13 protein-coding genes are annotated in these 12,850 nt (G+C 70.2%); 4 read left to right on the top strand and 9 right to left on the bottom strand.

The window, feature by feature from the left end:
• The 3 genes from C8K38_RS23985 to C8K38_RS23975 form a co-directional block, all read right to left on the bottom strand.
• Positions 1-604 (bottom strand): DUF222 domain-containing protein (locus tag C8K38_RS23985; RefSeq protein WP_143548515.1); only part of this gene is annotated, 604 nt, incomplete at its 3' end.
• A gap of 65 nt (positions 605-669) precedes the next feature.
• Positions 670-1,032, bottom strand: coding sequence for a hypothetical protein (locus tag C8K38_RS23980; protein WP_097213868.1), 363 nt, complete (start codon positions 1,030-1,032; stop codon positions 670-672).
• A 68-nt stretch (positions 1,033-1,100) separates the two neighbouring features.
• Positions 1,101-4,379, bottom strand: coding sequence for a BTAD domain-containing putative transcriptional regulator (locus tag C8K38_RS23975; protein ID WP_097213889.1), 3,279 nt, complete (start codon positions 4,377-4,379; stop codon positions 1,101-1,103).
• A gap of 157 nt (positions 4,380-4,536) precedes the next feature.
• Here C8K38_RS23975 and C8K38_RS23970 point away from each other — a divergent pair, with 157 nt between their 5' ends.
• Together C8K38_RS23970 and C8K38_RS23965 are read left to right on the top strand one after the other, a co-directional pair.
• Positions 4,537-5,571: an NADP-dependent oxidoreductase gene (locus C8K38_RS23970; RefSeq protein ID WP_097213867.1), complete on the top strand. Its 1,035-nt coding sequence runs from the start codon at positions 4,537-4,539 to the stop codon at positions 5,569-5,571.
• A gap of 39 nt (positions 5,572-5,610) precedes the next feature.
• Positions 5,611-6,006 carry a RidA family protein gene (locus C8K38_RS23965; protein WP_097213866.1) on the top strand — a complete coding sequence of 132 codons (396 nt, stop codon included), beginning with the start codon at positions 5,611-5,613 and terminating at the stop codon, positions 6,004-6,006.
• Here C8K38_RS23965 and C8K38_RS23960 read toward each other — a convergent pair.
• The gene (locus tag C8K38_RS23960; RefSeq protein ID WP_097213865.1) at positions 5,996-7,003 is read right to left on the bottom strand and encodes a zinc-dependent alcohol dehydrogenase family protein; all 1,008 of its coding nucleotides are present in this window, start codon (positions 7,001-7,003) and stop codon (positions 5,996-5,998) included. The genes C8K38_RS23965 and C8K38_RS23960 overlap by 11 nt on opposite strands.
• Positions 6,996-7,406, bottom strand: a complete 411-nt coding sequence (locus C8K38_RS23955) for a nuclear transport factor 2 family protein (protein ID WP_097213864.1) — start codon at positions 7,404-7,406, stop codon at positions 6,996-6,998. The genes C8K38_RS23960 and C8K38_RS23955 overlap by 8 nt, the downstream gene beginning before the upstream one ends.
• A gap of 91 nt (positions 7,407-7,497) precedes the next feature.
• Between C8K38_RS23955 and C8K38_RS23950 the strand changes: the two genes are divergently transcribed.
• Complete coding sequence (locus tag C8K38_RS23950) at positions 7,498-8,067, top strand: TetR/AcrR family transcriptional regulator (protein ID WP_097213863.1); 570 nt, start codon at positions 7,498-7,500, stop codon at positions 8,065-8,067.
• A 52-nt stretch (positions 8,068-8,119) separates the two neighbouring features.
• On the opposite strand, the gene C8K38_RS23945 is transcribed toward C8K38_RS23950, so the two are convergent.
• The 4 genes from C8K38_RS23945 to C8K38_RS23930 form a co-directional block, all read right to left on the bottom strand.
• Entirely contained in the window at positions 8,120-8,920 is an 801-nt protein-coding gene (locus C8K38_RS23945) for an SDR family oxidoreductase (RefSeq protein WP_097213862.1), read from the bottom strand.
• Complete coding sequence (locus tag C8K38_RS23940; protein ID WP_257017780.1) at positions 8,917-10,575, bottom strand: FAD-binding dehydrogenase; 1,659 nt, start codon at positions 10,573-10,575, stop codon at positions 8,917-8,919. Before C8K38_RS23940 ends, C8K38_RS23945 begins: the two co-directional genes overlap by 4 nt.
• 2 nt (positions 10,576-10,577) lie before the next feature.
• Entirely contained in the window at positions 10,578-11,222 is a 645-nt protein-coding gene (locus tag C8K38_RS23935) for a TetR/AcrR family transcriptional regulator (RefSeq protein WP_097213860.1), read from the bottom strand.
• Positions 11,223-11,380: 158 nt separating this feature from the next.
• Positions 11,381-11,992, bottom strand: coding sequence for a hypothetical protein (locus tag C8K38_RS23930; RefSeq protein ID WP_097213859.1), 612 nt, complete (start codon positions 11,990-11,992; stop codon positions 11,381-11,383).
• Between the two features lie 398 nt (positions 11,993-12,390).
• On the opposite strand from C8K38_RS23930, the gene C8K38_RS27410 reads away from it, so the two are divergent.
• The gene (locus C8K38_RS27410; protein ID WP_097213858.1) at positions 12,391-12,732 is read left to right on the top strand and encodes a hypothetical protein; all 342 of its coding nucleotides are present in this window, start codon (positions 12,391-12,393) and stop codon (positions 12,730-12,732) included.
• The last annotated feature ends 118 nt before the right edge of the window (positions 12,733-12,850 follow it).

The raw sequence follows: 12,850 nt of genomic DNA, 5'->3' as shown, positions 1-12,850 counted from the left end.
TCTTCTTGTCGCCGTTGAGGATCTGATCGAGTGCCTTGGCTCGGCGGGCGAGGGTGGTGGAGTCTTCGGTGCGGGCGGCGTAGAGGAGGTAGCGGGCGCAGGCCTGTGCGCGGGTGGAGTCGGTTCCGACGATGTCGAACACATTCTCGCCGTTGCCGTCACCGTCGGGTTCTCCGTCGCCGTCACTGTCGGTCTCGGCCGTGTCGTCGTCGGCGGTGTTGTCGGTAGAGCGTGCCGGGGCGTCGGGGTCGGGAACCTTGCTCAGGAGTTCAACGATCACCCGGATCTGGTCGTAATCGGTTTCGCCGGCGTCGAACGCGGCGGCCACCTCCGAGTGCTTCGCCAGCTCCCGTCCGAGTTTGACGATCCTGTTTGCCTGGCCGGGCGTCATGGTAGTCGCGCCGGCGAGCCAGTTGCCGGGGGAGGAGGCCCCGACCTGCTCGGCCACGCACCGCTGATCGACCTGATGCATCAGACGTACCCGCAGCGCCTCGAGCTGCCGCATCCGCAGCGAGAGCTCGGGAATCAGCCGCAGGAGTTCGGTGTCTGCGAGCTGCCACGCGGCCACATCCGGTGGCGCGGTGAGCATCTCGTCGAGATCCATGTTCGAAGTCTACTCGAACACACGTTCGATAATAATTGGGTTGAAAGTAAATAGCTCAGCCCGGCTTACGGCTGCCAGACGTAGACCTTGCCGCCCTCATACCCGGCCCCTGAGCCCGAGCCGAAGAGCCCCATGGCGGCGAGCGGGTTCTGCAGGCCGTGCACCTTGCCCTGCGGATCGGTCTGGCTCGCATAGAAGAACCCGTGCCACGAGCCGCAGGAGATGCGATCCGTGCCGTACGGGCTGATGACGACCATCTTGTCGGTGGTCCAGGCCTGCGGGTCGAGCGGCACCACGAACTGGTCACTGCACGGATGCGACTCCGGCCCACCCTGTCCCCTGACCGCCTCGGCCGAAGCGGCCGGGGCCAGCAGGGTTCCGAGACCGATCGCCAGGGCGCAGGACCCGGCTAAGAGCATGCGGTTCATCGTCGATTACCTCCCGGAGACGCGAAACAGCCCAGACAGTATGTCTGTCGGCCCGGGACCGGCCCCCGTTACCGCACCGTCGCGGGCACGGCGGCGAGCACGGGATCGCCCAGGACATCGGCGAGGTCGCGGGCGGCACCTCGGTCGAACTCCTCGGTGAACACCGCCGCAGACACGGCATCCCTGATCAGAGCCTCGATCCGGACCACGTCACCTCGCTCGGCGTCGGGTAGCGGCTGGCCCACCGCCTTCCTGGCCGCGGCGGCGGCCCCCAACAGCCGCGCGGCGAGCTCGGGGCGGCCGCCCGCCGCGTGTGCACCGGCGATCCCCTCCAGCGCCAGAGCGATCGCGCGGGGATCGCCGGTCTCCCGGACCGCGGCGAGACCCTCGTGGTGCAGCGCCAACGCCTGCTCGACCTCGCCGCGCTGCTCCGCGTTGAAGCCCAGTTCGGCGAGGATCAGCACCACGCCGTAGAACGGGATCCCCTGGGCGGACTCGAGGCGCCGATCCCACTCGAGCCAGTGCTGCAGATGCACCCGGGCGCCATCCAGGTCGCCCGTCCTTCGGGCCACCAGCGCGAGCCCGATCTCGGCGAACTGCTCGGCGAACCGGTGCGACTGCTCCGCGGCGACCCGCATCGCGCGCTCGTGTAGCTCCCTGGACTCATCGAAATCACCTGTGAGTAAGGCAATTCGACCGAGACCGGACAGCCGGTACGACACATCGGTCCACAGGTGGAGCTCCTCGGCGAGGCCGACCCCTTCCCGGTGCAGGCGGGCGGCATCCGAGTAGTCGCCGGCGATCTCCGCGAGTGTGGCCAACACATCGGTGGCCTGAATTCGGCCCCACCCGTCCCCCAGTTCCGCGAACGCGGCCATGCCCGCGGCGGCGTGACGCCCGACCGATTCCAGATCCCCCCGGAACAGCGCGGCGGTCGCGAGGGCATGCTCCGCCGCTCCGATGCCCCAGCGGTCACCGAGTTCACGGAAGGTCGAGATCGCCGCGTCGATCAGCTCGGAGCTCACGTCCAGCGCGCCCAGCCTCAGGTGGACATACGCCAGGAACCACTGCGCCCGCGCCCGCCCACCCCGATCGTCGGCGCCGTCGAAGGCCCGCAACAACGCCCGGCTCCGCTCCCCCGGTTCGGTACCCTCGCCGACCAGCATCGCGAAGCCGGCGAGCCAGGCACCGGCCCTGGCCGTGCCTGCGACCGCGGCTTCCCCTGGGGCCGCCAGCGCCGCGCGCAGCGCCCTGTTCCCCTCCGACAACCGGCCACGAAGAAACCAGTACCACGCCATCGCATCGGCGATCCGCACCGCGAGGTCCGCCTCGCCTCGCTCCGCAGCGCCGTCGAGAGCGGCACGAATGTTTGCTGCCTCGGCGTCGAGCCGACGCAGGCCCGCGTGCTGGTCTCCGCCGCGCAGCCGCGACTCGGTCCGCTCGGCGAGCTCCGTGTAGAAGATGTTGTGCTGCAGGCGAACCTGCTCGAACTCTCCGGCCTCGTGCAGCCGTTCGAGGCTGTAGGCCGCAACTGATTCGAGCAGCCGGTACCTCGGCTCCGCCCCGTCGTCCACGACCACCACGAGCGATCGGTCGACCAGACGGCTCAGCAGATCGAGCACCTCGACGGTGCCGACGCCGACACCGGCACAGACGGCCTCTGCGGCGTCGAGGGCACAACCGCCCTCGTGTACCGCGAGGCGGCGCAACACGATTCGCTCCTGCTCGTCGAGGAGGCCCCAGCTCCAGTCGATCACCGCCCGCAGGGTCTGCTGGCGGGCCGGGGCGCCGCGCCTGCCGGCGGCCAGCAGTCGGAATCGGTCGTCGAGCCGGTCGGCGAGCTGGTGAATCCCCAACGCGCGCACCCGGCTCGCCGCCAACTCCAGCGCCAGCGGAATGCCGTCGAGTCGGCGGCAGATCGCGGCCACGGCGCGCGCGTTCCCGGCGTCCAGCACGAACCCAGGGGCGGTGGCCACGGCGCGCGTCGTGAAGAGCTGCACGGCGGCGGACCGTTCGACGTCCGCGAGGTCCGACTCCGCGTCGGGCAGGCGCAGCGGGGGTATGACCTGCAGGACCTCCCCGTCCACCGCCAGCGGTTCCTGACTGGTGGCCAGAACCCGCAGGCCTGGCGCCCGCCCCAGCAGCAGATCGACCAGCGTCGCAACGGAATCCGCCACATGCTCGCAGTTGTCCAGCACGAGCAACAACCGCCTTGATCGCAGTGCACCCGCGAGCAGGTCCGCCGGATCGGCGGATTCGATCGCCGGGCGGGGACCCGTGACGGCGTCATCGCGTATCCCGAGCACCGCGGCCACCGCGGCGGCCACCTCGCGGGCGGACGACGACTCCGGAACCGCAGGCCTACGCAGCTCGGCGAGCTCGACGAACCACACGCCGTCCGGGAAGTCCTCGGCCACCGCCTCGGCGGCGGCCAGCGCCAATCGCGTTTTCCCCACCCCGCCGGGCCCGGTCAGCGTGACCAGGCGGGCGCCGGCGAGCCGGTCCCGGGCCTCGGCCAGCTCCCGCGCCCGGCCGATCAGGTCGTTGCGCGCCGCGGGCAGGTTGTCCCGGGCGCGCGCGGCGGCGTCCGGGGCCGCCAGAAGCCCCGGGTCCTGATCCAGGATCGAGTGATAGAGGGTGACCAGGTCCGGACTGGGGTCGACGCCGAGCTCCTCGGCCAGCACCTCCCGCAGCTGCCCGTAGCTCGCCAGCGCCTCGCTCTGCCTGCCGGCCCGATAGAGGGCCAGGACCTGCGCGGCACGGAGGCGTTCCCGCAGCGGATGGGCGGCGACCGACGGCCCCAGCTCGTCGGCCAGCAGGTCGTGCTCACCGAGCTCGAGGCGGGCCTCGGCGTGATCCTCGAGAGCGGTCAGCCGCAGTTCCTCCAGGCGGGTGATCGCCTCGCGCGCGAATCCCTCGTCGGCGAAGTCGGCGTAGGCGGACCCCCGCCACAACGCCAGCGCCTCCGCGAGCAGCCCGGCCCGCTCGCGCGGATCGACGGTGGCGCGCGCCCGCGCGGTCAGCGCGGCGAACTGCCCGGCGTCCACGGCGTCCGCCTCGACCCGCAGCAGGTAGCCGGGTGGGCTGTACCCGACCAGATCCCGGCCGCCCGGTTCCGCACCCTCGAGGGCCCGGCGCAGCTGGGAGACCTTGGTCTGCAGGGTGTTCGTGGGGTTACCGGGGAGATCCTCACCCCACAGGTCGTCGGCCAGCCGCGCGGCCGTCACCGGCCGCCCGTGATGCACCAACAGGTCCGCCAGCAGGGCTCGGACCTTCACCTCGGGGACCCGCACCGGGGTGCCGTCGGAGGTCCACACCGCGAGCGGACCGAGTACCCCGAAACGCATTCGGCCACAGTAACCCAGCCGTGCGTGACCCCCAGCGAACCCTGCGCGGATCGTGCGCGCCCGTCGGCACAGTGGTTCCAGCGAGGCCGGAGGAACCGACGAACAGCCGGTCACCACCTCGAAACCGAACCGCACACCGATCAGAGAAGAGAACCCCATGAGCGCGAACCAGAACGCCGCCCCCCAGCTCACCGGCCGCGAGATCCGCCTCGCCTCCCGCCCGGTCGGCGAGCCCGGGCCGGACAACTTCGAACTCGTCGAGGTCGCCGTGCCCCAGCCGGGCGAGGGCCAGATCCTGGTCCGCAACACCTGGATGTCCGTCGACCCGTACATGCGGGGCCGCATGGACGACGCCGAGTCCTACATCCCGCCCTTCCAGCTGGGCGCCGCCATGGACGGCAGCGCGGTGGGTGAGGTCGTCGCGTCCCTATCGGAGACGATCCCCGTCGGCACGACGGTGACCCACTTCCTCGGATGGCGCGAGTACGCGGTCCTGGACGCGGCCGACGCCACCGTCATCGACACCGCGATCGCGCCGGGCCAGGCCTACCTCGGGGTGCTCGGCACCACCGGCCTGACCGCGTACGCCGCCCTGACCGAGGTCGCACCGGTCCGGGAGGGCGACGTGGTCTTCATTTCCGCGGCCGCCGGGGCCGTGGGATCGGTCGCCGGCCAGATCGCACGGAAGTTGGGCGCCGCCACGGTGATCGGATCGGCGGGCGGTCCGATCAAGACCAAGAAGCTGATCGCCGACTTCGGCTACGACGCCGCGATCGACTACCGCGAGGGCCGCCTCACCGAGCGGCTCGCCGAGGCCGCCCCCGAGGGGATCGACGTCTACCTCGACAGCGTCGGCGGAGATCATCTCGAGGCCGCCATCGGAGCCGCGCGGGTCGGCGGCCGGATCGCCCTGGTCGGCGCGATCAGCACCTACAACGACACCGCGCCCGCCCCCGGCCCCACCAACCTGTTCCAAGCCGCCGCGAAGGAACTGACGCTGCGGGGCATGCTGATCGGCTCGTACTTCCACCTGTTCCCGGAGTACATCCCGCTGGCGGCGGGCTGGCTCGCCGACGGCACCCTGCGCACCGAGGAGACCGTCGTGCACGGTCTCGAGCAGGCCCCGGACGCATTCCTCGGTGTGCTGCGCGGGGCCAACACCGGCAAGATGCTCGTCCGCCTCGGCGACTGACCTCGACCCTCACCGACCACCCCCGAAAGGACCCGCGCCATGTCGCACTCGATCATCAACCCCGAGAACCTGCACGACCCGGTCGGATTCGGCTACAGCCACGTCGCCCGCACGCGCGGGGACCTGGTGTTCATCGCCGGCCAGTACGCCTCCGACGGCGACGGCCACGTCACCTCACCCGATTTCACCGACCAGGTCGTGCAAGCGCTGGCGAACCTGCGGACCGTGCTGGCCGCGGTTGGCCTCGACTACCGCCACGTCGTCCAGATCCGCACCCACATCGTCGACCACGACGCCGACAAGCTGGCGGTCGTCGCCAGGCTGATCGGCGAGATCTGGGGTGACCGGCCACCGCCCCAGACGCTGACCGGGGTGGCAGCGCTCGCCCTGCCGGACATGCGGTTCGAGATCGACGCCGTGGCGGTCACAGAGTGACCACGACCTTTCCCAGCGCCGCGCCCGAGGCGTAGTGGCGATAGGCGTCGGGGGCGTCGTCGAAGGCGAACACTCGGTCGATGACCGGGCGGATCCCGTTCGCCTCGATGACGCGGTTCATCGCGAGGAACTGCGCGCGGCTGCCGACCGCAACGGCGCGCACCGTGGCACCGGAGGCGAACAACACCCGGGCGTCGATGGGCGGCGGTGCGTTGTCGGAGACGAAGCCCACGCAGGCGACGTGGCCCGCGGTCGCCACCGCCCTGAGCGACTGCTCCAGGAACCCGGTGACGTCGACGACGCGGTCGGCGCCCCGCCCGCCGGTCAGGTCCCTGACCTCGCTCGCCCAATCGGGCGTGGCCCGGTAGTCGATGACCTCGTCCGCACCGAACTCGGCCAGGCGGGCGGCCTTGGCCGGGCTGCTGGTGGTGGCGATCACCCTGGCCCCGAGCGCCTTCGCGAACTGGAGCGCGAACAGCGACACCCCGCCCGAGCCCTGCACGACCACGGTCTGCCCGGCCCGCAGGCCGATGCCGTCACCGGTCAGGGCGTTCCACGCGGTGACCGCGACGCAGGGCAGCGTCGCCGCCTCCTCGAAGGACAGGTGATCGGGGACCGGCACGAACTCGTCCTCGCCGAGCACCACGAACTCGGTGAGCATGCCGTCCAGCGAGCCGCCCCGCTGCGGCAGGTGTTCGGCCCCGAACGGACCGTCCTGCCAGCTCGGGAACAGGGTCGCCGCCACACGGTCACCGATCCGGGCCGAGCGGACCCCCGGACCGACCGCGACGATCTCGCCCGCCCCGTCCGACACCGGCACCACGTCCGGCTTCACCGGCAGCACGTATGTGCCGCGCAGCACCAACAGCTCGCGGTAGCTGAGCGAGACGGCGCGCACCGCGACCAGGACCTGTCCGGGGCCTGGGACCGGGACCTCGTGCCGCCGGATCGTCAGGCCGTCGATCCCGGCCCCCTCGTCGACGTGATAGCTACGCATCGGTCTTCTCGCTTCGGATTCCGGCGGCGGCCAGCGGGACCTCGCCCGCGGTCTTGCTGTAGCCGAGAGCCTCGACGATCAGTCCGTCCCGGACCCGCATGAGGTTCACCCCCTCCACCCAGTCCGCTTCGCCGTCGCCGAAGCGGTACCGCCAGCGGATCGTCGCCCGGTCCCCCGCTACCACCACCTCCTGGGGCCGGAACTGGGTGGTGCGGTCCTCGACGAGCGCGCCCCACCACGCCAGGCAGGCCGAGCGGCCCTCGACGCGCTCCCCGGTCGGGGCGGGCTGGACCGACTCCATCACGCAGTCCTCGCCGATCAGGTCGGTGAGGAGGCCGGCGTCCGCGTCGGTGAAGGCGCGGTTGAAGAGGTCGATGACATCGGTGGTGGTGCGGAGCGACATGGTGACAATCCCATCAGTAGATAGAACGTTCGGTCTCATCGGAATATATAGAACGGTTGATCTACCCGTCAACACCTGGAAGGCTGGCCCCATGACCACCCGCACCACACCCGGGCCACGAGAGCGCCTGCTGGACGCCGCCCAGGAGCTGACCTACAGCCAGGGCATGGGCGTCGGCGTCGACTCGCTCCTCAAGACGGCGAGCGTGGCGCGGCGTTCGCTGTACGAGCACTTCGGCGGCAAGGACGGGCTGATCGCCGCGGTGCTCGAGCGCAGCACCGCCGAGGACGAGGCCGACTACGAACGGACGATGCGCGCCGCGGGCGACAATCCACGTGATCGCCTGCTGGCCGTCCTCGACCGGCTCGGCGAGGTCATCGCCCAGCCGGGGTTCCGCGGCTGCCGCTACCTCGCCGCCGACCTCGCGCTGGCCGACCCCGACCATCCCGGGCACGCCGTCACCCGCAGCTATCGCGAGCGCGTGCACCTGCTCCTCGAGGCGGAATTCGTCGCCCTCGGGCACCCTCGGCCCGCGCACGCGGCCGATCAGTTCGCGCTGCTCATCGACGGCACGCTGGCGGCAGGGGTCACCCAGCCCGGCACCGACCCCGCGACCTCCGCCCGCGAACTGGCCGGGCCGATCCTCGACGTCCGGGGCTAGGACCGGCGCTCGCCCCCGTCACGGCGGTCGAACCGCCGTGACAGGGTGCGGCTCAGCGCAATCCGTGCCGACGGGCCACCAGCTTCTCGACCATCGTGCGCGGGAGCATCCGACGCAGCGCGAACGTCACCGGGGCGTTGCTGCCCACCGCGTAGAGCTGCTTGGGACGGTCTGCCTCGATCGCCTTCACGACGGTCTCGGCCACCTTCTGACCGGAGATGCCCGCGCGCTCGTTGGCGTCGAGCGCAGCGATCATCGTCCGGTACTCGGCCGTGTACGGCGACCCCTCGTCGAGGTAGTGGGTGCGGCGCTCACCGATGCCGGTGCTGATCGAACCCGGCTCCACCGTCGTCACGCCAACGCCGTATGGCGCGACCTCCCGCCTGGCCGCGGTCGCGAAGCCCTTGATAGCCGCCTTCGTTGCGACATAGGACGAGCGGTAGGCCAGCGGGAAACTCGCGAGCATCGACCCCACCATGACGACCCGTCCGTACCCGCGCGCACGCATCCCGGGCAGCACGAGCTGGGTGAGCCGGACCGCGCCGAAGACGTTGGTCTGGAAGAGCCGCTCGACCGCCTCCATCGGAAGCTCCTCGATCGGCCCGCTCTGACTCTCCCCGGCATTGTTGACCAGGACGTCCACCTCGCCCGCCGCGGCCGCGCACGACTCGATGCTCGCCGGATCCGTCAGGTCGAGGGCCAGGTACTCGACACCGGGGATGGGATCGCCGATCGACGCGGGGTTCCGGCTGGTACCGAACACCCGATATCCCCGGCCGACAAGAGTTTTCGCCACCGCAGCACCGATACCGGAGGACGCCCCGGTCACCAGCGCGGTGCGCGTACCGGTCACGCGAGCTCCCGCGCCAGCGCCCGGCCCGCGGCGCGGCCGGAGAAGATGCAGCCGCCGAGGAAGGTCCCCTCGAGGGCGTTGTAACCGTGCACCCCGCCGCCGCCGAACCCGGCGACCTCGCCCGCCGCGTACAGGCCATCGAAGGCCTCGCCGTCGGCGCGAATCACCTGCGAGTCCAGGTTGGTCTCGAGCCCACCGAGGGTCTTGCGGGTGAGGATGTTCAGGCGCACCGCGATCAGCGGTCCGTGCTCGGGATCGAGCAGCCGGTGCGGCTTGGCGACCCTGGTGAGCTTGTCGCTGCGGTACTGCCGCGCGTTGGTGATCGCCATCCGCTGCAGGTCTTTGCCGAACTTGTTGTCGAACTGGCGATCTCGGGCGAGGACCTCACCCTCGACCTGATCGAAGTCGAGCTGGGGGCCGCGGGCGATCTTGTTCATCCCGTCCACCAGCTCGCGCAGGTTGTCCGCCACCACGAAGTCGACGCCGTGCTGCTTGAACGCCTCCACCGGGCCCGGCGCCCCCTTGGCCAGCCGGCTGCGCAGCAGCAGCTTGACGTCCTTGCCGGTGACATCGGGGTTCTGCTCGGAGCCCGACAGCGCGAACTCCTTCTCGATGATCGACTGGGTGAGGATGTACCAGGAGTAGTCGTGCCCGGTCGCGAGGATCGCCTTCATGGTCTGGTTCGTGTCGAAGCCGGGGAAGTTCGGCGCGGGCAGCCGGCGACCGGTGGCGTCGAGCCACAGCGAGGACGGGCCCGGGATGATGCGGATGGCGTGGTTCGGCCAGATCGGGTCCCAGTTGATGATGCCCTCGGTGTAGTGCCACATGCGGTCGCGGTTGACGATATTGCCGCCCGCGCTCTCGGTGATGGCCAGCATCCGACCGTCCACGTGCGCAGGCACGCCCGAGATCATCGTCTCCGGCGCCGGGCCGACACGCTCGGTCGGCCAGTTCTTGCGCACCAGCTCGTGGTTGCCGCCGATGCCGCCGGACGTGACGATCACCGCCTTGGCGCGGAACTCGAACTCGCCCACGGCGGTTCGCGAGGACGCCTTGCCCCGCTCGAGGTCCGTCGGCTCCAGCACGGTTCCCCGGACCCCGACGACCGCGCCGTCCTCGACGATCAGATCGTCGACCTGATGCCGGAACTCGAAGTTGACCAGGCCCCTCTTCTCGCCCTCGAGAACCGGCTCGGCGAAGATGCGCACGACCTCCGGCCCGGTGCCCCAGGTGAGGTGGAACCGGGGCACCGAGTTGCCGTGCCCGGCCGCGCTTCCGGCGCCGCGCTCGGCCCAACCGACGGTCGGCACGACCTTGAGCCCGAGCTCACGCAGGTACTCCCGCTTCTCGGTCGCGGCGAAGTCGACGTAGGCGCGCGCCCACTGCCGCGGCCAGTGGTCCTCGCGCTCGCGGTCGAATCCGGCCGATCCCATCCAGTCCGCCAGCGCCAGCTCGTGGGAATCCTTGATCCCCAGTCGGCGCTGTTCGGGTGAATCCACGAAGAACAGGCCGCCCAGCGACCAGAACGCCTGTCCACCAAGGTTGTTGCGATTCTCCTGGTCGATCACCAGCACCCGGCGTCCGGCCTTCACGAGCTCGTGGGTGGCCACCAGTCCTGCCAGGCCCGCCCCCACCACGATGACATCGGCGTTCACATTCACACTTCCTCGCTGTAGTTGCGCAGCACGCTCACGAACAGATTCGTGCGCGCCCGGCGGACGGTGTCACTTTCTGGTTCCATCAGGCATTGGACGGTGGTCCCGTCGTGCACGGCCACCAACGCCCGGCCGAGGGCTTGCGGGTCCGTCGCTCGCCGCCCGGCCCGCGCCAGTGCCGCTTCGACGATCGGCAGGATCGTGGCGAGGATGGCCTCTTCCCTTGCGGCCATCACCCGCTTGAGCGACGGATTTCGCAGGGCGTGCGCCGTGAATTCCGCGGTGATCCGGTACCACTGGTCGTCGATCGGGATCGCGTCGAGAATCCGTGCGGTGGATTCCACCACGCCGAGCTCACCCGGTTCCCCGGTGTACTCGCCCGACACCGCTTCGCGGAGGTCGGCGAGCATCTGCGCCGATCGTTGCTCCCACATCGCCAGGAACAGCTCATCGAGGGAGGCGAAGTTCGAGTAGAAGGCGCCCCGCGTGTAGCCGGCGCGTTCGCAGATCTGCTCCACCGTCGAGCGCCCGAAGCCCTCTTCGGCGAAGACGAGCAGCGCGGCGTCGAGCAGCCGCTCCCGCGTCTGGATGCGGCGCTTCGTCACGCGCTTGGGCGTCGCGGATTCGGCCGTGTCGTCCACACGCATCAGCCGCTCCTTCCCGAGACACCGCGCATTTCGATACATTTCTGCATCCGATGCGGAACCGTATCAGTTCGGCGGCCACACGTGTCGGGAATCGGGAGGCGGCCACGCAGACGAAAGCCCCCGGTAGGTCCGGAGGCTTCGTGTGCGGCTGGAGATCGTCAGGTCCGCCGCGCGGTGACGAGCATCGGCTCGTGCAGGTCGAAGTACGACACCTCCCCCATCAGCCGGCCCTCCTCCTCGAACAGCGAGCGCAGGTCGTCGGGGATCTCGATCTTCTCGTGGGCGCGCGCCTCCGCTTCGGACGTGAAGTAGACGGTCTCGACGTATCCGCCGGAGCCGTCCGTCGCCAGCGTCCCACCGACGATCTCCGGGCGCAGCTCCTGGACCTGGTCGCCTGCCTGCGTCAGCACCTCCCGCATCCGGGTCTCGTCGCTGGTGTGCCCCTCCATGATCTGCACGAATCCGGCGTCGTCCGAGCCGCCGCCGAGCCATTCGGTCACCTCCGGGCAGTCCATGAAGGAGACCGGACCGTCGAAGCAGCGCTCGGTCTCAGCCCACCAGGCGCTCTGCTCGGGGCGCTCGCTGTTCCTGCGGGCCGCCGCCTCGGACTCGAACCGTGCCACCACGATGAAGGTCCCGTCCTCGGACATTCCGCGGGTCGACCCCAGAAAGCCGGTGGCCCCCGGCTGCAGTTCTTCCGCCCACCAGTCCATGCACCTGCGCAGGCCCTCCTCGTCAGACACCTTTCCTTGGACGACTTGGATGAACATCTCTGCCTCCTCGAGTCGGGGCCTGGACCCCTACTCAACGGATCACGGTGACCGACCGACGCGGTCCACCGATCGGCGGGCACCACCCGGCCCGCGCGGCGGCCACTACGGGTTCAATCCTTCGCCCGGCCCCCACCGCACGCAAGAGCCCGTCACGGGTCACAGATACAACTCCAGGCGGCGACGGTCGAGGAGTCGTGGTCACCCGGCACGCCCACGACAAGCAACACCGCGACTGTTTCTCTCATGGCGTTCTCCGGCGTGGATCGGCCCAGATCAGGCGGGCTCACCACTCAACCTTCCGGCGGGCGACCAATATCACGTGAGTAGCCGACTACTCGAATCGACGATCGCCGGGCAGGGTTGCGCCTGGCACCCGAACGCGGTCGAATTGATTCGTGGACCCCGAGGAACGCTTCACCTCGCTGGTCGACGAGTTCGCCGGCCTCGCGGGCGTGTCGGTGCCCGAACAGTGCACCCGGCGGGGCTTCGGATCGGGCGCACTGAAGGTCAACGGCTCGATCTTTGCCATGCTCACGGGCGGTCGACTGGTGGTGAAGCTGCCGAGGACCCGGGTCCAATCCCTGGTCGGGAGTGGAATGGGCGGAACGTTCGAGGCCGGCAAGGGGCGGCCGATGAAGGAATGGCTGACGGTCACCGTGGACGACGACCTGACGTGGCTCTCGCTGGCCAGGGAGGCCCTGGAGTTCGTGGGAAGCAGGCGTCCCGCACCCCGTTGAGAGCGTCCTGAACCCCACAAAGTACAGCCCGCTGTGGACGCAGCGGCATCGAGGTGGCATCCTTACCGTGAGACCAGGGTTCTCGACCTGAGGATCCGGCTCGCAGTAACAGGAGTAA

It is taken from the genome of Rhodococcus sp. OK611 (assembly GCF_003050885.1).
Classification (GTDB): domain Bacteria; phylum Actinomycetota; class Actinomycetes; order Mycobacteriales; family Mycobacteriaceae; genus Rhodococcus_G; species Rhodococcus_G oryzae.
The sequence above is the reverse complement of the archived record's forward strand: the minus strand, read 5'-3'. Positions and strand labels throughout refer to the sequence as shown.